This is a genomic window from Halopseudomonas maritima (genome assembly GCF_021545785.1).
GTDB classification, from domain to species: Bacteria; Pseudomonadota; Gammaproteobacteria; order Pseudomonadales; family Pseudomonadaceae; genus Halopseudomonas; species Halopseudomonas maritima.
Map to the genome: position 1 here is coordinate 2471589 of NZ_CP079801.1, position 20443 is coordinate 2492031.

The 20443-nt window shown below is 62.2% G+C and carries 18 protein-coding genes; 11 read left to right on the forward strand and 7 right to left on the reverse strand.

Translation table 11 applies throughout. The features are described from left to right. Positions 1-48 precede the first annotated feature (48 nt). From HV822_RS11340 to HV822_RS11360, 5 genes are all read left to right on the forward strand, one after another. Positions 49-1209, forward strand: coding sequence for a phosphoglycerate kinase (locus HV822_RS11340; RefSeq protein WP_238870091.1), 1161 nt, complete (start codon positions 49-51; stop codon positions 1207-1209). Between the two features lie 268 nt (positions 1210-1477). After that, positions 1478-2542 carry a class II fructose-bisphosphate aldolase gene (fba, locus tag HV822_RS11345; protein WP_238870092.1) on the forward strand — a complete coding sequence of 355 codons (1065 nt, stop codon included), beginning with the start codon at positions 1478-1480 and terminating at the stop codon, positions 2540-2542. A 50-nt stretch (positions 2543-2592) separates the two neighbouring features. Beyond that, the gene (locus HV822_RS11350; protein WP_238870093.1) at positions 2593-2877 is read left to right on the forward strand and encodes a hypothetical protein; all 285 of its coding nucleotides are present in this window, start codon (positions 2593-2595) and stop codon (positions 2875-2877) included. Between the two features lie 30 nt (positions 2878-2907). Further along, positions 2908-3381, forward strand: a complete 474-nt coding sequence (locus HV822_RS11355; RefSeq protein WP_238870094.1) for a hypothetical protein — start codon at positions 2908-2910, stop codon at positions 3379-3381. Between the two features lie 19 nt (positions 3382-3400). Continuing rightward, positions 3401-4495 carry a PQQ-dependent sugar dehydrogenase gene (locus HV822_RS11360; RefSeq protein ID WP_238870095.1) on the forward strand — a complete coding sequence of 365 codons (1095 nt, stop codon included), beginning with the start codon at positions 3401-3403 and terminating at the stop codon, positions 4493-4495. Here the strand turns inward: HV822_RS11360 and HV822_RS11365 are convergent, their stop codons facing one another. Then, positions 4496-5521 carry a helix-turn-helix transcriptional regulator gene (locus HV822_RS11365; protein ID WP_238870099.1) on the reverse strand — a complete coding sequence of 342 codons (1026 nt, stop codon included), beginning with the start codon at positions 5519-5521 and terminating at the stop codon, positions 4496-4498. Positions 5522-5646: 125 nt separating this feature from the next. On the opposite strand from HV822_RS11365, the gene HV822_RS11370 reads away from it, so the two are divergent. After that, positions 5647-6846, forward strand: a complete 1200-nt coding sequence (locus HV822_RS11370; RefSeq protein ID WP_238870101.1) for an alkane 1-monooxygenase — start codon at positions 5647-5649, stop codon at positions 6844-6846. After that, on the forward strand, positions 6843-7010 hold the full coding sequence (locus tag HV822_RS11375) for a rubredoxin (RefSeq protein WP_238870103.1): 168 nt from the start codon (positions 6843-6845) through the stop codon (positions 7008-7010). The genes HV822_RS11370 and HV822_RS11375 overlap by 4 nt, the downstream gene beginning before the upstream one ends. Before the next feature lie 12 nt (positions 7011-7022). Here the strand turns inward: HV822_RS11375 and HV822_RS11380 are convergent, their stop codons facing one another. The 4 genes from HV822_RS11380 to HV822_RS11395 form a co-directional block, all read right to left on the reverse strand. Then, entirely contained in the window at positions 7023-8900 is a 1878-nt protein-coding gene (locus HV822_RS11380; RefSeq protein WP_238870104.1) for an SLC13 family permease, read from the reverse strand. A gap of 93 nt (positions 8901-8993) precedes the next feature. Beyond that, positions 8994-10373 carry an ATP-dependent RNA helicase DbpA gene (gene dbpA / locus HV822_RS11385; RefSeq protein ID WP_238870106.1) on the reverse strand — a complete coding sequence of 460 codons (1380 nt, stop codon included), beginning with the start codon at positions 10371-10373 and terminating at the stop codon, positions 8994-8996. Positions 10374-10882: 509 nt separating this feature from the next. Continuing rightward, a complete protein-coding gene (locus tag HV822_RS11390; protein ID WP_238870108.1) occupies positions 10883-11848 on the reverse strand; it encodes a GGDEF domain-containing protein in 966 nt (321 codons plus the stop codon). Between the two features lie 19 nt (positions 11849-11867). Then, positions 11868-12872 (reverse strand): response regulator, encoded by a 1005-nt coding sequence (locus HV822_RS11395; RefSeq protein ID WP_238870110.1) that lies wholly within the window; start codon positions 12870-12872, stop codon positions 11868-11870. A 242-nt stretch (positions 12873-13114) separates the two neighbouring features. Between HV822_RS11395 and HV822_RS11400 the strand changes: the two genes are divergently transcribed. After that, positions 13115-14224, forward strand: a complete 1110-nt coding sequence (locus tag HV822_RS11400; protein WP_238870111.1) for a GGDEF domain-containing protein — start codon at positions 13115-13117, stop codon at positions 14222-14224. A gap of 77 nt (positions 14225-14301) precedes the next feature. Continuing rightward, the gene (ald, locus tag HV822_RS11405) at positions 14302-15432 is read left to right on the forward strand and encodes an alanine dehydrogenase (protein WP_238870113.1); all 1131 of its coding nucleotides are present in this window, start codon (positions 14302-14304) and stop codon (positions 15430-15432) included. Between the two features lie 19 nt (positions 15433-15451). Here the strand turns inward: ald and HV822_RS11410 are convergent, their stop codons facing one another. Next, the gene (locus HV822_RS11410; RefSeq protein ID WP_238870114.1) at positions 15452-16351 is read right to left on the reverse strand and encodes an acyltransferase; all 900 of its coding nucleotides are present in this window, start codon (positions 16349-16351) and stop codon (positions 15452-15454) included. Positions 16352-16523: 172 nt separating this feature from the next. On the opposite strand from HV822_RS11410, the gene lnt reads away from it, so the two are divergent. Both lnt and HV822_RS11420 read left to right on the forward strand, forming a co-directional pair. After that, positions 16524-18131, forward strand: coding sequence for an apolipoprotein N-acyltransferase (gene lnt / locus HV822_RS11415; RefSeq protein ID WP_238870115.1), 1608 nt, complete (start codon positions 16524-16526; stop codon positions 18129-18131). Positions 18132-18196: 65 nt separating this feature from the next. After that, entirely contained in the window at positions 18197-19129 is a 933-nt protein-coding gene (locus HV822_RS11420) for a SphA family protein (protein ID WP_238870116.1), read from the forward strand. A 7-nt stretch (positions 19130-19136) separates the two neighbouring features. On the opposite strand, the gene HV822_RS11425 is transcribed toward HV822_RS11420, so the two are convergent. Next, positions 19137-20291, reverse strand: a complete 1155-nt coding sequence (locus HV822_RS11425) for a BaiN/RdsA family NAD(P)/FAD-dependent oxidoreductase (protein WP_238873593.1) — start codon at positions 20289-20291, stop codon at positions 19137-19139. Positions 20292-20443 lie beyond the last annotated feature (152 nt).

Genomic DNA, 20443 nt, shown 5'->3' on the forward strand with positions numbered 1-20443 from the left:
GCGACCGCGCTGAAACGATTAACACACTTACCAAGCAAGGAGCGGGCTATGACCGTATTGACCATGAGCGAGCTGGACCTGAATGGCCAGCGTGTACTGATTCGTGAAGACCTCAACGTGCCGGTCAAGAACGGCAAGGTAACCAGCGATGCGCGTATCGTCGCCTCCCTGCCCACCATCAAGCTGGCGCTGGAAAAGGGCGCTGCCGTCATGGTCTGCTCGCACCTGGGCCGTCCGGAAGAGGGCGTGTTCAGCGAAGAAAACAGCCTGGCACCGGTTGCCGCCTACCTGAGCGAAGCGCTGGGCCGCGATGTGCCGCTGGTGCGTGACTATCTCGGCGGCGTCGAAGTCAAGCCGGGCGAGCTGGTGCTGCTGGAAAACGTGCGCTTCAACAAGGGTGAAAAGAAGAACACCGACGAGCTGGCTCAGCAGTATGCTGCGCTGTGCGACGTGTTCGTGATGGACGCCTTCGGCACCGCGCACCGCGCCCAGGGTTCGACCCACGGCGTTGCCAAGTTCGCCAAGGTTGCCTGCGCCGGCCCGCTGCTGGCTGCCGAGCTGGACGCACTGGCCAAGGCGCTGGACAAGCCCGCTCGTCCGATGCTGGCCATTGTTGCCGGCTCCAAGGTCTCGACCAAGCTGGATGTGCTGAACGCGCTGTCTGAGAAGTGCGACCAGCTGATCGTTGGCGGCGGTATTGCCAACACCTTCCTGGCGGCAGCCGGCTACCCGGTTGGCAAGTCGCTGTATGAGGCTGACCTGGTCGACACCGCCAAGGCGATTGCCGCCAAGGTCAGCGTGCCGCTGCCGGTTGACGTGGTGGTTGCCAGCGAGTTTGCCGAGACCGCTACTGCGACCATCAAGGCGGTAGCCGACGTGGCCGAAGGCGACATGATTCTCGACATCGGCCCGCAGACCGCTGCGCTGTTTGGTGAAATGCTCAAGGCCTCCGGCACCATCCTCTGGAACGGTCCGGTCGGTGTGTTCGAGTTTGACCAGTTTGGTGAAGGCACCAAGGCGCTGGCGCTGGCCATCGCTGCCGGTGACGGCTTCTCGATTGCTGGCGGTGGCGACACCCTGGCCGCGATCGACAAGTACGGCGTAGCCGACCAGATTTCCTACATCTCCACCGGTGGTGGCGCCTTCCTCGAGTTTGTCGAGGGCAAGGTACTGCCGGCGGTAGAGATTCTGGAAGCGCGAGCGCAGTAAAACACGAGCTGGAAGCTTGAGGCTGAAAGCTGGAAGATGAAGGTTTGTGTGGGCGGCTCCCTTTTCACGCAGATTGCTTGACAAGGACTGGCTAGACTAGAACCCTGTTCGCTTTCAGCTTTCAGCTTTCAGCTTTCAGCTTTCAGCTTTCAGCTTTCAGCTTTCAGCTTTCAGCTTTCAGCTTTCAGCTTTCAGCTTTCAGCTTTCAGCTTTCAGCTTTCAGCTTCGAGCGATAGAGTTTCGATATTTAAACGGAGAGATACCCCCCATGGCCCTGATCAGCCTGCGCCAGATGCTCGACCACGCCGCCGAATACGGTTACGGCGTACCCGCTTTCAACGTCAACAACCTGGAGCAGATGCGCGCCATCATGGAAGCGGCGGACAAGACCGATTCCCCGGTGATCGTGCAGGCCTCTGCCGGTGCTCGCAAATACGCCGGTGCGCCTTTCCTGCGCCACCTGATTCTCGCGGCTATCGAAGAGTTTCCGCACATTCCGGTGTGTATGCACCAGGATCACGGCACCAGCCCGGCGGTATGCCAGCGCTCCATTCAGCTGGGTTTCTCCTCGGTGATGATGGATGGCTCGCTGGGTACAGACGGCAAGACCCCGACCAGCTACGAGTACAACGTTGACGTTACCCGTCGCACCGTTGAAATGGCCCACGCCTGCGGTGTGTCCGTCGAGGGTGAGCTGGGTTGCCTGGGCAGCCTGGAAACCGGCATGGCCGGTGAAGAAGACGGCATTGGCGCCGAAGGTGTGCTGGATCACAGCCAGTTGCTGACTGACCCGGAAGAAGCCGCTGACTTCGTCAAGCAAACCGGTGTGGATGCCCTGGCGATTGCCATCGGCACCAGCCACGGCGCTTACAAGTTCACCAAGCCGCCGACAGGCGACACCCTGTCGATCCAGCGCATCAAGGAAATTCACGCGCGCATCCCCGATACCCATCTGGTCATGCACGGTTCTTCCTCTGTGCCGCAGGAGTGGCTGGCGATCATCAACGAGTTTGGCGGCGAGATTCCGGAAACTTACGGTGTGCCGGTTGAAGAAATCGTTGAGGGCATCAAGTACGGCGTGCGCAAGGTCAATATCGATACCGACCTGCGTCTGGCTTCTACCGGTGCTGTGCGTCGTTTCCTGGCGCAGAACCCCAGCGAGTTCGATCCGCGCAAGTATCTGGCCAAGACCGTCGATGCCATGCGCGACGTCTGTATCGCCCGTTACGAAGCCTTTGGTACCGCCGGCAATGCGTCCAAGATCAAGCCGATCTCGCTGGACGACATGTTCGAGCGCTACGCCCGTGGCGAGCTGGCCCCCAAGGTCAACTAAGCAGGTCAGAGGGCGGCGACAGCCGCCCTTTTTGCGACAGGATCAATGCTATGAGTAATCAGGACGAGCAGGACGACGAGTCCTTTGCCGAGGCCCGCCTGGTCGAGGCCATCGAAAATCAGCTGTCTGCGGGTGAGCCGCCGGCGACCCAGGCAACGCTGAACAAGCTGACGCTGGTTGGTTATGCGCGCGAGGACAGCATTGAGCTGATGGCCCAGGTGTTGGCCTACAGCATTAACCGCATGCTGGAAGACGACGCCCCCTTTGACACCCCGGCCTACGAGCAGGCATTACGCAATCTGCCGACCCTGCCCGATGGTTCTGACGCGAGCTAAGCGCTCGCACTGCGTAACAGGATAACGACAATGAAACTGATGACCGTACTGCGGATCGTCTTTCTCTATCTGCTTGCTGTGCTGGTAGCCACCGTGCTGGGCTCGCTGGTACAGACTCAATTTAATCTGGCCGCGCTGCAGGCCATGGATGTGCCGGTGGACAGCGTCACGCGGCTGCACAGCAGTCTGCATGACCTGCGCTTTTTCAGCCCCTTTCTGGCCGTGATGGTGGCCGCCTGCCTGCTACTGGCGCTGCCGCTGGCCGAAGCGCTGGGACGTATCTTCAAGCCCTGGCGTTGGCTGCTGTATTTTCTCGCCGGCTTTGTCGGCATCTGGGCCGCCTGCGAGCTGGCCAATTACCTACTGCCCATGCCGACCTTTATTGCGGCTACTCGCCAGACGCCCGGTCTGCTGTCATTGATGACGGCTGTGGGCCTGGGTAGCGCACTGTTTGGTCGCTTGACCAAACCCAAGGCGCGGCGCGGTCTGCGTGTGCTCGGTTGATTGTGCAAGGAGAAGGGCAATGAACAAGTTTACTTTGCTGGGCAGCTCGCTGCTGCTTTGTGCCGGCGCCGCCACGGCAGCCGATTATCAGGTTGAAATCCTGGCTGACGGCCTGTCCAGCCCCTGGTCGCTGGCTTTTCTGCCCGATGGCGGCATGCTGGTAGCCGAGCTCAGTGGTCAGCTGCGTCTGATTGATGCCACAGGCCAGCTGCGCGCCGAACCGGTTGCCGGCGTGCCCCAGGCGTTCGTCAACGGCCAGAGCGGCCTGATGGACGTTGCGCTGGCCCCGGACTTTGCCGAGTCTGGCGAGCTGTTTCTCAGCTACAGCTGCGGCACGCTGGAGGCCAACCACACCTGCCTCGCAGCGGCGACCTTCAACGGCGAGGCGCTGGAAAACACCCATGAGATCTTTCGTGTGCAGCCGGCCAAGCAGGGCAGCGCGCACTACGGTGGGCGCATTGCCTTTCTGCCGGACAATACCCTGCTGCTGACGCTGGGTGACGGTTTTGACTACCGTGAGCAGGCGCAGAATACCGCTAATCATCTGGGCAGCATTGTGCGCCTGAACCGCGACGGCTCGGCGCCAGAGGACAATCCCTTCGTTGGTCAGGCGGGTGCTTTGCCGGAGCTCTACAGCATCGGCCATCGCAATGTGCAGGGCATTCTGGTTGACGCTGCCGGACGCGTGTTCAGTCACGAGCACGGCCCGCGCGGCGGTGACGAGATCAACCTGATTGAGGCCGGCAAGAACTACGGCTGGCCGAAGATCACCTACGGCATCGATTACAACGGCTCCCAGGTCTCGCCCTACACCGAACTGCCGGGGCTGCAGCAACCGTTGCTCTACTGGGACCCGTCCATCGCGCCGTCTGGCATGACCCTGTACCAGGGTGAGCTGTTCCCCGAGTGGCAGGGCAGCCTGCTGGTGTCGGCGCTGGCCGGGAAAGAAGTGCGTCGAGTTGAACTCAAGGGCGATACGGCCGGTGAGCAGGAATCACTGTTTACCGAGTTGGGCCTGCGTTTTCGTGATGTGCGTACTGGCCCCGATGGCGCCGTCTACCTGTTGACCGACAGCCCCAGTGGCCAACTGCTGCGCGTGGCGCCGGCCAACTGATCAGCCACCCGTCACGCGCTGGCGATAGCCGCGTGGCGGGCAGCCTAACCAGCGTCGGAAGGTGCGGCTGAAGTTGCTGGTGTCCTGATAGCCGAGCCGCTCGGCTATCATCTCGATGCTCAAGTCAGTATGTTCCAGCAGCCAGCAGGCCTGCTCGCTGCGCACCTGATCCAGAATTTGCTGATAGCGCATGCCTTCGCTGCCGAGGTGGCGAATCAGGGTGCGCGCGGTCAGGTGCTCCTGCGCCGCCATTTGCGCAAGCGTGGGGTACTGATACTCACATCGCAGCAGACGCTGCTTGACGCGCTCGCTAAGGTCGCCGCCGCGCCGCTGGCGTTGCAGCTGGTGTTCGCAGTCGCGCAGCGCTTGGCGGTGCAACTCGGCGTCAGCGCCCAGGCAGGGTTGTTCGAGCAGTCCTTCGGGCAAGTGCAGGCGCAGCGCGTCGCTGCCAAATACCCAGTGCCCAGCGTGTCCGCGTACCTCGCTGGCCCAGTCGGGGGCCGGGCCGGGCCACTCCAGTGTGATCTCTGGCCCCAGCGGCTGGCCGCTGACTGTTTCCAGTAGCCGCAACATCGCCGTGGTGAAATGCCCCAGCAAATACTCGCGCACCGGCGGCGGCACCAGCCGTTCGTTCAGCTGCAGTACCGGCGGGCTGCGGCGCACCAGACTGTAGCTCGCCAGGTGCTGGCGCAGTGGTGAGTAGCGCTCTAGCAGGTTGATGGCTTCGCCAATGGTGGCGGCGGTAACGGCGGCGTAGCCGCCGGGGCCGTGGGTTGATACGTCGGTATGCAGGCCCGCAGAAAAGCCCAGCCCTGGATGGTTGGTGAGGCTGATGACCGCCTGCAGCAGGCGGGTCAGGGTGTCCAGGTTGAGAAACCGGTTGCCCTGCAGGTGCCGCTCCCAGTCCGGGCCCAGCAACGGCGGTACCGGGTTGTCCCGGTAACCCTGGCGGCGCAGCTCGGCCAGCACCAGGCGCGCGTAGATAGGGTGTACGGCTGGACTCAACCAGTAGTGTTCGGACGGCATATTTGCTCTTGTTGGATTGGCCTGCTGTCACAATATGACGGTTATTTGCCGCTTGCAACGGGTGGCGGGGCTACAGCCGGCGCGCATGATGGGCAATACAAAGACAAAAATAAGAGGATGCCCCCATGCAAGATGCCGCTGCAGACAATGGCCTGGCCGGGTACGTAGACCGCAAGCGCAGGCTCTGGTTGTTCTCCCTGATGGTGCCCGGGCTGGCGTTGGTCGGGCCGCTGCTGTACATGCTGGTATCGCCAAATGTGCTTTGGCTCTGGTTGTCGACCATCTTCGGCTATGTGGTGATTCCGATGCTGGACGGGGTGCTGGGCGAGGACCTGAGCAACCCGCCGGAGGAAGCGGTGCCTGCGCTGGAGGCCGACCTCTACTACCGCTACATCACCTATGCGCTGGTGCCTATTCTGTGGCTCAGCTTTATCGTCAATATCGCTTTTCTAGGTACCCACGAGCTGCCCTGGTACGGCACGCTGGCGGTCATTCTGGCGACCGGTGGCAGCCTTGGCTTTGGTCTGAATCTGGGGCACGAGATGGGGCACAAGAAGACCGAGCTGGAGCGCTGGCTGGCGAAGATCACGCTGGCGCTTGGCTGTTACGGGCACTTTTTTGTCGAGCACAACCGCGGTCATCACCGTGATGTGGCCACCCCGGAAGACCCGGCCTCGGCGCGTATGGGTGAGAGCATTTATCGCTTTGTCTTCCGCGAGATGCCCGGTGCCTTCTTTCGCGCCTGGGATCTGGAAGCCCAGCGTCTGGAGCGCTGCGGCAAGTCGGTCTGGAGTCTGGACAACGAAGTGCTGCAGCCGGCACTGATCAGTGCGGTGTTGTATGCGCTGCTGATTGCCTGGCTGGGGATCGAGATACTGCCGGTGATGATGTTGATTGCCTTCTGGGGCGCCTTTCAGCTGACCCAGGCCAATTACATCGAGCACTATGGACTGTTGCGTCGCAAGCAGCCGAGCGGGCGTTATGAGCGTTGTCAGCCGCACCATTCATGGAACAGTAATCACCTGTTCTCCAACTGGGCGTTGTTCCATTTGCAACGCCACTCCGATCACCACGCCCATCCGACCCGGCGTTATCAATCGCTGCGCGACTTTCCTGACCTGCCGCGCCTGCCTAACGGCTACTTTGGCATGTATCTGTTGGCCTACTTCCCGCCGCTGTGGCAACGCGTGATGGATCCGCGTTTGTTGCGTGCGGTTGATCGTGACCCAAGCCGTATCAATTTTCTGCCGGCCAAGCGGGAGCAACTTATGCGGCGCTACGGGTTGAGTGAGGCACCGCTGGACGGTGCGGAGGTGGCGGCATGAGCTGCTATCAGTGTCCGGAGTGCGGTTATGAGTATGACGAGGCCGCCGGTGACCCGCACCAGGGGTATCCTGCCGGCACCACCTGGGACAGCCTGCCTGACACCTTTACCTGTCCGGACTGCGCGGTGCGCTACAAGGAGGACTTTCGCGCCCTTGAGGCGTAAGCAGCTGGCCGCTTACAGCGGCCACACCCAGAGCAGCATGGGGATGCTGACGGCCACCACCAGCAGCTCCATTGGCAGCCCCAGACGCCAGTAGTCGCCAAAGCGAAAGCCGCCCGGGCCGAGAATCAGGGTATTGTTCTGATGGCCGATGGGGGTGAGGAAGGCGCAGGACGCGCCAATGGCCACGGCCATCAGGAAACTGTCGGGGTTCACGCCGAGCTGGTTGGCCACGCTCAGGGCGATCGGACACATGACGGCGGCGGTCGCCGCGTTGTTCATGAAGTCGGACAGCGTCATGGTCACGACCAGCATCAGGGTCAGGGCGATGACCGGGCTGCCCTGGGCGATGTGCTCCAGCAGGGTACGGGCCAGCAGATCGGCGGCGCCGGTGTCGGCCATCGCTGCGGCCAGCGGCATCAGCGCGCCGAGCAGCACGATGATTGGCCAGTCGATGGCCTCGTAGATGCGTCGTAGGGGAATAACGCGCGTCAGCATGTAGCCCAATACGCCCGCGGTGAAGGCGACCGCTGCCGGCAAGATGCCGAACGCGGCGAGTGCAACCGAGCCAAGCATGATCAATGCGGCGGTCAGGGCCTTGCGTGGTTCAGGGATCAGAATGCTGCGCGGCGCCAGCGGCGCGCAGCCGTATTCACTGGCAAAACCGGCGATCGCCTCAGGCTCACCCTGCATCAATAGTACGTCGCCGGCCTGAATTTCGGTCCAGCGCAGGCGGCGGATGGAACGATGGCCCTGGCGTGAGATGGCCAGCAGGTTGATGCCGAAGCGGGTGCGCAGGGCGATGTCTGACGCACTGCGCCCGAGGATGTCTGCACCGGGTTGCACGACCAACTCCTGAAGCACAATTTCATCGCTGTGGCGTGCTGATGTCTCTGGTTCGGGCTCCGCTGCGTTCTCGGCGTCGCTGTCATCTGCCTGGCTGGCGCGCTGTTCCGCGGTAGCCTCTTTCTCTTTCTCTTTCTCTTTCTCGCTCGCGCCCGGTGGTACTGCTTCTTCCAGCTTCAGCCCCAAGCGGGTCAGCGAGGCGCCGAGTGCCTCGGGGTCGGACTCGATTACCAGGATGTCACCCGCGCGCAGAATGCGGCTGGAGAGCGGTGCGATAACGCGAAAGTCGTTGCGCACCATGCCGACGATCTGCGCGTCGCCGTCGTCCAGCAGTTGCTCCACCTCGCGTAGTGGTTTGCCATCGATCTTGCTGTCGGCGTCGATGCGTACCTCGGTCAGATAGGTCCCGGTATCGAAGCTGCCAGCTTCGGGCTGCGGACGGTGCGGCACCAGCCAGCGGCTGGCGAGCACCGCCAGCAGTACGCCGCCCAGAGCAACCGCCAGGCCCACGGGCGTGAAATCGAACATGCTGTAGGGGCCAAGTTCGGTCTGTGCCCGAAACCCCGACACAATCAGGTTGGGCGGGGTGCCGATCAGGGTGGTCATGCCGCCGAGGATAGTGCCGAAGGCCAGCGGCATCAGTATCCGGCCTGGGGGCACTCCCTGACGGTTGGCCAACTGCATGGCAATCGGCATCAGCAACGCCATGGCGCCGACGTTGTTCATGAAGGCGGACAGGGTGGCACCGAGCAGGGTGAGAAAGCCTAGCCCCAGCAGCACGCCGCCACGCTGCGGCAAGGCGCGCTGCGCCAGCGCCTCGACCGCGCCAGTGGTTTGCAGGCCCTTGCTGAGGATGAGCACGGCGGCGACGGTGATGACGGCCGGATGACCGAAGCCGACGAAGGCGTCTGTAGCCGGTGTCAGCCCGGCTACCACACAGGCCAGCAGGGCGGCCAGCGCAACAATGTCGTGGCGCCAGCGTCCCCAGAGGAACAGGCCGATAGTGCAGGCGAGGATAAGCAGAATAAGTTGCTGGCTGGCGTCCATGTACTGTTCCTGTAGGACCCGCTTTGGCCCGCCCCGGTGGTGCCGCACACCGGCGCTGCCGGGGCGCAGTCACAAGCGGTGACAGATTGCGCGTTAAATCAGGCGCACCTTGAAGCGCCTTCCCTTGATCTTGCCATCACTGAGCCGCTGCAGCGCACGCTTGGCCTGGTCCCGGCGAATGGCGACCAAGGCTTGAAAATCACTGATGCTGATCTTGCCGATCGCATCGCCCGGCAGGCCCGCGTCGCCCGTCAGTGCGCCCAGCAGGTCGCCGGGACGTAACTTGTCCTTGCGGCCGCCGGCTACCGCCAGGGTGCGCATCGGCGCGATCAGTGGCGTCTCTGGCCGTTCCGGCAACTGCTCTATCTCGCCCCACTGCAGCGAACCCTGATGATTGTCTTCGATCGGCCGCAGGCGTTTGAGTTCCCGCGGGGCAACCAGGCTGAGCGCCAGGCCGGTCTGGCCGGCGCGGCCGCTGCGGCCAATGCGGTGGGTATGTGCGGCGGGGTCGGCGGCCAGCTCGACGTTGATGACAGCCGCCACGCCGGCGATGTCGATGCCGCGGGCGGCCACATCGGTGGCGGTCAGTACGCTGCAGCTCTGGTTGGCGAACAGCGCCAGTACCTGATCGCGTTCGCGCTGGTCCATGTCGCCATGCAGGGCCTGGGCGCTGATACCCTGGGCCGCAAGATAGTCAGCCAGCTCCTGGCATTGCTGGCGGGTATGGCAGAAGGCAATACAGGGTTGCGGCCGGTTGGCGGCCAGCAGGCGCAGGACAGCGGCAAAGCGTTGCTCTGGCTCAATTTCGTAGAAGCGCTGTTCGATCGGTTTGTCGGCAGTGGCTCGCTCAACCTGGACCTGAGCCGGGTCGCGCAGCAGGTCGCTGGTCAGTTGCGCCAGACCCGCTGGGTAGGTGGCGGAAAATAGCAGGGTCTGCCGCCGCGCGGGGGTGTGCTGGACAATCTCGCGGATGGCATCGACAAAGCCCATGTCGAGCATGCGGTCGGCTTCATCGAGCACCAGGCAGTTGAGGCTGTCGAGCTGCAGCGTGCCGCGGTTCAAATGGTCCTGCACGCGGCCCGGCGTGCCGACAATGACATGCGCTCCTTGCTCCAGCGAGGCGGCCTGCGGGCCAAAGGGTACACCGCCGCTGAGGGTGACTATCTTGATGTTGCCCATGCCGCGGGCCAGCTTGCGCAGTTCTTCGGTGATCTGGCTGGCCAGCTCGCGTGTTGGGCTAAGCACCAGCGCCTGGCAGCCAAAAAAGCGCGGGTTGAGCGGAGCCAGCAGACCCAGGCCAAAGGCCGCAGTCTTGCCGCTGCCGGTGGGTGCCTGGGCGATCAGGTCGCGACCGGCGAGCACTAGCGGCAAGGCTGCCGCCTGGATCGGAGTGGTGTGGGCATAGCCCAGCTGCTGCAAGGTGTCCAGCAGCGCCGGGGGCAGGGAGAGGTCGGAGAAGGAAGTCCGGGTCACGTGGTCGGGCCTGATCTGCAGTGAGGTGGCGTGCAGTGTATCAGAGCGCCGATGTGGCGGCTGCGGTCAGCGCCGGATACGTGTCTTGCGAAACCCCCCGTGACTGACAAAGGAGCCAGTGTCACCCATGATCCAGAATCGGGTGGCGCGATAAAAGGCCTGAGCCTTGTTGGTATGGTAGCTGCGGATTTTTTTATAAGCCCAGAGCCACCCTCGTTTGCGATTTTCCATAATATTGTGCCGTGCGTGGCGACCTCAAATAGTCAAAATATGTATCAGGCAGGGCGGAAATAGCGCGTGAGAGTCTGTATTTTGACGTCTTCCTTGTATTGGGGCGGATCATAACGCGATTTTGTCTTGTGCGAAACCGGCTGGGATCTCTCCCGCTGCTTGCTGCTAACAGCCGCTGGACGGCGTCGCAGGCTGCAGCAGGCGTGCACGACGGGCCGCAGGCGAGCGCGTCGAAGCGGCGCTTTGTTGTTGTGCTATTGCTGACTTGCCGTCGTTACCTAGTCTGGTAGTTGCGTGTGCAGCGTGACCCTGTTGCGGCCCTGTTCCTTGGACTGGTAAAGCGCCTTGTCTGCATACTCCAGCAGTGCCTGGTAATTGGCCATGTCATCAGCGATGGCTGCAACCCCGAGGCTGATAGTGAAGGTCAGGGGGTTGCCGTTATGCTCCAGTTGCTGGCGCTCTATGGTACTGCGCAGGCGCTCGGCAAATTGCGCCGCGCCATCCAGGTTGGTGCCAGGTAGCAATACCACAAACTCCTCGCCCCCGTACCGGCCTGCAAAGTCGGTTTCGCGCACCAGTTGCGAGGTGATGCGCGCCGTCGCACGGATGACTTCATCGCCGGTCTGGTGGCCGTAGGTGTCATTGACCCGCTTAAAGTGGTCAATGTCGAAGATCACCAGGCTGACGGCGTTGTCGTAGCGTTGATGGCGCGCGAACTCGCGCTCCAGACAAGACTCCCAATAGCGTCTGTTGAGCAGGCCGGTCAAACCGTCGCGCAGGGCTAGCTCTTGCAGCTTAGTATTGGCCGATTCCAGTTGCCGTTTGTTTACAGCCACGCCGGTCACGTCATAAATAATCAGGCAGACATGGTCGGTGCTGCCGCTGCTGCTACGCAGCGGCAGGATGGTGACGTTCTGGTACATCTCGTCGGCCATGCCGGTGATGGGCTGGTAGCTTTTGAAATGCACCAGGTTGGGCCGCTGCTCCCAGATGGTGAAGGCGCGGGTACCCAGCATGACGGCGGTTTCGACCTTGTGGGTGAGCCAGCTCTGGTCGATCTCTGGAAACAGGGCAAACAGCGACTGTCGCGATGCCTTATCCGAGCCAATGCCCGAATGGTTTTCCATGAAGCTGTTCCACACCTCGATGTTGTAGTCGCGGTCCAGCACCACGACGCCGACATCGATGCTCTGCACGATGTCCAGCAGCCAGTGGAGTTCGTTGATATCGAAGTGTTCGGCCATCTGCTGTGTCCGGTCCTGATCAATCGATCATGTAGTCGAGTCGCTCCCGCAGCTTGGGTACCGAGTCTTCGGTGAACAGCAACAGAAGGTCGAAGTGGATGTCGAGGTTCTCCAGCCCGTAGCTGATTTCCACGGCCAGGGTGCGCTTCCAGCGCCGCTGGTTGATACGGATTAGATCCTCAATCGGGCAATGCTGTCCCAGCACCAGCGGGTGGCCCTGGGATAGGGTAATGTTGAGCTGCTCGGACAGGCCGTTGAGACAGGCGCCGATAATAATGCTGGCCAGGTCGAGCTGCATTTCCAGCTGCGCGCTTTCGTCAGGCAGGGTGTTCAGCAGCTTGGCAACATCGTCGATTTCCGAGTCGTGGAAAATCAGCAGTGCCTCGCCGGCGATGCCGCCGCCGATGTAGCCCTGACAGATCGCCGACAGGCGCTCGTCGCGCTGCGCGTCTGCCAATGCCATGTGCAGCTCGCCCACCTCCAGAATGTTGACGTTGGGGATGGGCAGTTTGATGAAGACTCCCAGTACCCGCCCGAGCAGATCAGCCGCGCGCCCCATGGCGACATTGGACACCTCGCGGAAGGCGTCGCGGAAGGAGACGTTTGGCAGCGGCCGGTAAACGTCTTCCTCCGCTGCCGGCACCGGTGCCAGGGGAACGTCTACCCCGAGGGAGTTGAGCGCCTCCGCCAGTTGCATAGGGTCGGCCGGCTTTTTCAGAAAAGCCCGGGCGCCCAGTGCCTTGGCACGGCGCACGGCTTCTTCCTGAACATCGCCAGATACCACAATCACCTCGGCGCTGAGACCTTCCTCGCGCAGTCTTGCCAGCACGCCGAAGCCGTCCAGCTCGGGCATGGTCAGGTCCAGCAGAACGATTTGGCCGTGGTTCTGGCGAATTGCTTCCAGGCCTTCTAGGCCGTTGGTGGCTTGGGTGATGCGAAACGGCCAGTTGGCCGGCAGGGCTCGGATCAGTTGCTTCCGAGCCATGTTGGAGTCGTCGCATACGAGCAGTGGGATAGCACTCACGGTCTGGTCCTGGTTGCTAATCTATGCAGCGGAGCTTTAGTTATCGTGGTGACGGCCGAAAAAAACGCATGGCCAATAGCCAGCGTGCCGTCCAAGCATGACAACTTATTGACCTCTTGAGAAGCAATCTTGCAGAAATGTCGGGTCTTTTTCGGAGAAAGGCCGCACATTTCCGGGCTACAGGCAGTGCCGCGGTCTATTCTGAAGGCGGGCGGCTGCTGTGAACTTGAATGGGGAAGTTGATGCCGGAGCGTTTAGTACAGAGTGAGGAACATCGCCGCTCGGTGCTGCGTGCGCTGCTCTGGATCACTCTTGTGGCCGGGATGGTATTTGCGGCTATCAACTTTTCTCGCGGGCTCTACTTGTTGGCATGTCTGGAGGTGGGTTATGCCCTGTTCGCCGGTGCGCTGCTGACGATTATCGGAACCACCCGCTATCTTTGGCGTTGGACGGTGGCATATCTGGTGCCGTTTTTCTGCATCATGGAATATGCGCTGGTGTTGCCCAACACCTCCTTTACGGTCTTCGCCTGGATTCAGACCATTCCCATCATCTCTTATCTGCTGCTTGGTCGGCGCGGCGGTTTCTGGATGTCTCTGGTGTTTATCGGCCTGGGTGTGCTGGCTTTCAACGTGCGCTATTTGAGCGGCGATACCCTCTTGCTGCAGGTGGTCGTGGTCGCCAACATCGGTTTCAGTAGTCTGGCAATGATGGTGTTCTCGCATATCTACGAGCGCAGTCGGGTTGATAACGAGTTGCGCTTGATTGAGCTTGCTGGCACCGACAGCCTGACAGGCCTGGCCAACCGCATGCGCCTGACCGACGAATTTGCTCGTATGCGCAGCCAGGCTGAACGCAGCAACCAGGCCTTGTCGCTGGTGGTGCTGGATCTGGACTGGTTCAAGCGGCTGAACGATCGCTTCGGCCACGAGGTGGGAGATCGCGCGTTGAAGCACACGGCAAAACTGCTGGCTGCACGCTTGCGGGAGTCGGATCTGGCCTGCCGTATTGGCGGTGAGGAGTTTGCATTGTTGCTGCCAGGGGCGACCCTGTCGCAGGCGGCGGCCCTGGCCGATGGGCTGCGCGAGCAGCTGGCCCAGGCTCCGCTGCAGGTTGACGAGCAGAAGGTGATGATCACCTTTAGTGCCGGTGTCGCGGCCCTGGGCGAGGACGGTGCCGATCTCAGTGCGCTGCTGCGCACCGCCGACCGGCGCATGTACGAAGCCAAGCACAGTGGGCGCGATCAGGTTGTTGCCGCCGGGCAGCATTACCCGCTGGGCGCCGAGTTGGCGGGCACGGCGGCGACGGAACGCCTGGCCGACGCCGACAAGGCTGCGCCACCGGAGGGGTGAGGCTGCGGTTGTAGCAGTCTGAGGCTCTTCTACACTGTAGGTCAGGTTCCTGACGAGCAGTGAGGAGGCGAGCAATCATGTTTATCGGTGTGCCGACAGAGATAAAGAACCACGAATACCGGGTCGGGCTGACGCCGGATTCGGTGCGCGAGCTGAGCGCCCATGGGCACCAGTTATTGGTGCAGTCTGGCGCTGGCAGCGCGATCGGGTTTACTGACGATGACTACAGTGAGGCGGGCGCTCGATTGGTGTCGCGGGAGCAGGTGTTTAGCGACAGCGAGCTGGTCGTCAAGGTGAAGGAACCTCAGGCCGAGGAACGTCGCTTGCTGCGCCCGGGGCAAACCCTGTTTACCTACCTGCATCTGGCGCCAGACCCGGCGCAGACCCACGATTTGCTCGCCTCTGGCGCTACCTGTATTGCTTACGAAACGGTGACCGATGAGCTTGGCCGCCTCCCGTTGCTGGCCCCGATGTCCGAGGTGGCCGGGCGCATGGCGATTCAGGCGGGTGCTGGCTGCCTGGAGAAAGCACGTGGTGGACGCGGGGTGCTGCTTGGTGGCGTGCCGGGCGTGCCCCAGGGACGGGTCGTGATTCTTGGCGGCGGGGTAGTTGGCCGCAACGCTGTGGCTATGGCGGTTGGCCTTGGTGCACAGGTTGAGGTGCTGGACAAGAGCGTTGATGTGCTGCGTGGGCTGGATGCCCAGTACGGCAACCGTATTCAGACGCGCTATGCCACCGCGGTTGCAGTGGAAAGTGCCTTGCTCGATGCAGACCTGGTGGTGGGTGCGGTGCTGGTGCCGGGGGCGGCGGCCCCCAAGCTGATCAGTGCCGAGCTGGTGCGGCGCATGCCGGCCGGCAGTGTGCTGGTCGACGTGGCGATTGATCAGGGCGGATGTGCCGAAACCTCACGGCCAACCACGCACGCGGATCCGACCTACCTGGTAGACGGGGTTGTCCACTACTGCGTGGCGAACATGCCTGGCGCTGTGGCGCGTACCGCGACGCAGGCTCTGAATAATGCAACCTTGCCCTTTGTGCAGGCGCTGGCCAACAAGGGCGTGGCGCGCGCCTTGCGCGATGACCCTCATCTGGCCAGAGGGCTGAACGTCAGCAAGGGCGCGCTGTGCAATGCGGAAGTTGGTTCTGCGCTGAGTTTGCCGGTGCAGTCGCTGCACGAGGCGCTGGCTGCCCTGGGAGCAGCTGGCTGAGCGCCTCTGTGCCGAGTGCTCAGCAGTCTGCTGCGTCGGTTTCGGCGCGCAGGGCGCTGATGCGCTCGTCCTTGGTGTGCCACAAATCGGAGACCCACTGCTGGAAGGCTGCTCGATAGGCGGCATCTTCACTGTAGTCACCGTGCAGCAGGTCGGTCGGCAGCTGGCATTCACGGATGTCGACGATGACGCGCTCAACCTGACCGCTGACCAGCCGCCAGAAGCCCGGTGGGCGCGCCTCGGGGTAGACAATGGTGACGTCGAGCACGGTGCGCATCTGCGCGCCCAATGCCGCTACTACGAAGGCGATACCGCCGGACTTGGGTTTGAGCAGGTGGCGATAGGGCGACTGCTGCGCTTGCTGCTTGGCCGGAGTAAAGCGTGTGCCTTCCAGGTAATTGACTACCGTGACCGGCAGGTCCTGAAACTTCTCGCAAGCGCGGCGGGTGATCTCCAGATCCTTGCCGCGGTCCTCGGGGTGACGGTCCAGATGCGCTTTGCTATAGCGCTTCATGAAGGGGTAATCCAGTGCCCAGAAGGCAAGGCCCAGAAAGGGCACCCAGATCAGTTCGCGTTTGAGGAAGAACTTGAAGTAGGGCGTCTTGCGATTGAACGCTTGCACCAGCGCCGGGATATCGACCCAGGACTGATGGTTGCTGATAACCAGATAGGAGTGCTTGCTGCTCAGCTCGGCGTTGCAGCGGATGTCCCAATGGGTCGGCGTGAGCAGGGCAAAGATGGCCTTGTTGCCCTCCGCCCAGGTCTCGGCGATCCACATCACGCCGGCAGAACAGACGCGCTGCAGCGGCGGCCAGGGCAGCAACTTGATCAGGCCCAGCAACAACATCGGGCCAATACCGATCAGGGTGTTCAGCAAAATCAGCAGGCAGGTCAGCAGGCCTGTCATCCAGTGGGGCATGGCGAGTTCCTTGTTGCTGGCAAGCGCCAAGCATAGCGAGTTTTGCGCGCAGGCGGCCAGCGCTGCTTCACCCGTACAGGGGATGGGCAGTGCGGGAGGTGCTTTCTATTGTCGTGGCCTGCGTTGATATTTCGCCGGATTGCGCGCCGGCCAGGCTGTGGAGTATGTGGGTATGGCGGCGGTGGGTGACTCTGATCTGGTGTGCGGCTCGCCCGCAACCCTGTGCGCCAGGATGCGTCAGCGTGCCCTGACGCGCCTGCTGCTGGCGGCGTTGTCAGGTGGCCTGCTGTGCCTGCCCTGGATTGATGGTGCCCTGTACTGGAGCGCCTGGATCGGCTGGGTGCCGTTGCTGTTTGCCCTGCAGGGCAGCAGTTTGCGGCAGGCGGCGTTGCTGGGCTGGGTGTGCGGTACCTTGTTCTACATCGGCACCGCCTACTGGATGGTCGACTTCGCTATCCACCTCAAAGGCCTGTCGGTGCCGGTCAGTGTGTTGCTGGCGTCCTTGTTCTGGCTTTACGCCGGCGCGTCCATTGCTGCGGGCTGCCTGCTGTTTCGGTTGATATCACGACGCCTGCCTCAACTTGATCTGCTGAGTTTTCCACTGGTTATTGTGGTGGCATGTGCACTGTATCCCACGCTGTTTGATATCCGTTTCAGCGAAACCCAGGCCGCTTTTGTGTTGGCGATCCAGGGTGTCGATCTGGTCGGTGCCCAGGGTATGGATATGCTCATGTTGCTGGTCAGCATGCTGTTGTTTCAAGTGCTGCAACGCAATCTCGGTGGGGGACGGGTGGTGCCGCTGGTTGCTGCCTGCGCTCTGGTGCTGGCCTGGTTTGGCTATGGCTGGTTTACTCTGGCGCACTGGGATCGGCAAGCCGCGCTCTGGCCGAGCATGCGCATTGGCCTGGTGCAACCGAACGATGCTCCAACGCGCCGTATTCCGGCGCCACCAGCGGGGTACTCACGCGAATACCCCGAAGAGATGGAGGCCACCCGGCGACTGTCGGCCGCTGGCGCACGCTGGATCGCCTGGCCAGAGGCACGCTACAAGGGCTACTTTGACCAGCAGAGCGTGCGCCAGGCCTGGGCTGACCAGATTCTTGGCATGTCCTCGGAGCTGTTCTTCCACGATGTGGAAACGCGTCATCGCCACGCCACGCCGATCAGCTACAACACCGTCGGCTGGCTCGGCCAGGAGGGTGCACTGGTTGACCAGTACCGCAAGATGCTGCGTGTACCCTTTGGCGAATATCTGCCGGGTTTCTGGACGTTGCCTGGCGTTAACTGGCTGACCACCCGGTTTCTGGGTGATTATCTGCGTGAGGTCGGCGCCGGGCAGGAGCATGTCGAGTTCCCGGTTGACGATATGCGGGTGGTCCCCAAAATCTGTTACGAAACCGCGTTTCCGGAGTTTATTGCTGAAGCCATAGGCGAGGATGGTGGTGGCAAGGTGCTGCTGTTTGTCTCGCAGGACAATTGGTTTGGCGAGACCTCGCAACCCTTTCAGCATCGCGCCATCTCGATCATGCGGGCGGTGGAAAATCGCGTGCCGATGCTGCACCTGATCAACAACGGTCCATCGGTTGCGGTCGTACCCAGCGGCCGAGCGGTGGCTGGCACGCCCGCGTTCAGCCGTGCCGAGATGCTGGTGGATCTGCCGTACTCGGCCAGCAGTGGCGGCAGTTTTTTCAGTCGCCACGCGCAGCATCTCAATGTGTTCTGGTATGGCGTGTTGATGGTGTTGCTGCTGCTGGCTCTGCGCCCGAGCCGACGCCGCTGAGTGGCCGCCTGGCATTCGCTGGGCTATACCTGTCGGGGACGTCAATTTGCCATTGGAGGCGCTGCATGACTCGCTCCCGTTTACTCGTCGCTACCCTGCTGTGCGCACTGGCACCGCTGTCTGCACAAGCGTCCGAGGGTGGCGGCAGTGTCTACCTGCAAGGAACCTTCAACGACTTTGCCGTGGCCATGCCGTTGCCGCCCGGGGTCTACCTGCGCAATGACCTGATTCGTTACGAAGCCGAGATCAATGCCCGGCCGCTGGGCGGGCGCGCGGATGCCGGGCTGGAGCAGACGCTTTGGCTGAACATGGTCAAGCTGTCCTGGGTCACCGATTGGCAACTGCTGGGCGGGCGCTACAGCGCCGCAATGGTGCTGCCGCTGGTGCTGGACGTGAATGTGGATGCACGGCTGCAGGGGCCGGGCTTTGGCACCTTCGGCAACGGTGACAGCGGCGGCATGGGCGACCCTTACCTGATTCCCTTTCAAGTGAACTGGCAGTCCGGACGTCACAACACGGCCCTGGCGCTGGGAGTATCGGTGCCGGTGGGCAGGTACGATCGCGACGATAAGGTCAATCTCGGACGCCATTACTGGGCGCTCGACCCCAATGTCAGCTACTCCTGGCTGCACGAGAAGGGCTGGGAGCTGTCGGGTACCGCTGGTCTGTTGTTCAATGCCCGTAATCCGGAAACCGACTACCGCACCGGCAACGAGTTTCACCTCGACTGGCTGGCGGCCTATCACCCGGCAGCGACCCATGCCTTTGGGGTGGCTGGTTACTGGTATCACCAGACCACCGACGATGACGGCGGCATCCCTGCGTTTCTGAACCAGGGCTTTCGCGGGCGCGGTTACGGCCTGGGGCCAGCGTTTATGACCACGCTGCAGGTGGGCGAGCAGCAGCTGAGCCTGATTGGCAAGTGGCTGCATGACCTGGACAGCGAGCGGCGCATGGAGGGTGATCTGTTGATGTTGAGTGTGGCGTTGGCGTTGTGAGCGGCAACTAGACAAACTGCCCGGCGGCGTAGCCGGATGACCAGGCCCACTGAAAGTTGAAACCGCCCAGGTGGCCGCTCACATCCACCACTTCGCCCACAAAATACAGGCCGGGGCAGGCTTTGGCCTCCATGGTCTTGGAACTGATGTCATCGGTGCTCACGCCGCCCAGTGTTACCTCGGCGGTGCGGTAGCCCTCGGTGCCAGAGGGCTTGAGTTGCCAGGCGTTCAGGTTGGCACCGATCTCGCGCAGTAGGCGGTCGGGCATCTGCGCCAGCGCAGTGTCGTCGTCCGCAGGCCACCACAATGCCTGTAATTCGGTGACCAGTGCGCGCGGTAGCTGATTGGCCAGCCGGGTTTTCAGACGTGCGCGTGGCTGCTGCTGTTTTTCATCGAGCAGCCAGGCGGTGGCGTCGAGGGCGGGCAGCAGGTCGATGCTGATGCTGTCGCCGTTATGCCAATAGCTGGATATCTGCAGCATGGCCGGGCCGCTCAGCCCGCGATGGGTAAACAGCATGGCTTCGCTGAAGTGGCGATTGTTGCAGCTCACGCTGACGTCCACCGCGAGCCCCGACAGCCGCTCGCACAACGGCTTGATGGCATCGCTGAAGGTGAAGGGCACCAGCCCTGCGCGCCGGGGTACCAGTTGCATGCCAAACTGTTCGGCCAGTTGGTAGCCCAGCCCACTGCCACCGAGGGTAGGGATGGACAGGCCGCCGGTGGCGACCACCAGCGAGACGCAGCCAAAGGTAAGTGCGCGGCCCTGTTGTTCAACGTGCAGGGTAAAGCCGCCGCTCTCATGGTGCTCAACACGGTTCAGTTCGCACTGGGTGCGAATGTCCACCTGGGCTTGCAGGCATTCGTTTTCCAGCATGTCGAGAATCGGTTTGGCCGAGTCACGGCAGAACAGTTGCTGGTGCTTGCGCTCTTCATAGTCGATGGCGTAGCGGCCAACCAGCTCGATAAAGTCCCATTGGGTGTAGCGGTTAAGCGCCGATTTGCAGAAGTGCGCATTGGCGGACAGAAAGTTGTCCGCCTCTACGCTGTAGTTGGTGAAGTTGCAGCGCCCGCCACCGGACATCAGGATCTTCTTGCCGATCCGCTTAGCGCGCTCCAGTACCAGCACCCGGCGCCCGCGCTGCCCGGCGGTGGCCGCGCACATCAGGCCGGAGGCGCCGGCGCCGAGAACGATCACGTCAAAGTCGGAGGCTGGCTGAGGCACGTTGAGAGTCCGCGAATGGCTGGCTGGAAGCGGCGAATTCTAGCATTCTTGTTCTGGCGTAGAATGCGCGATATCGACTATGTGAGGAAAAC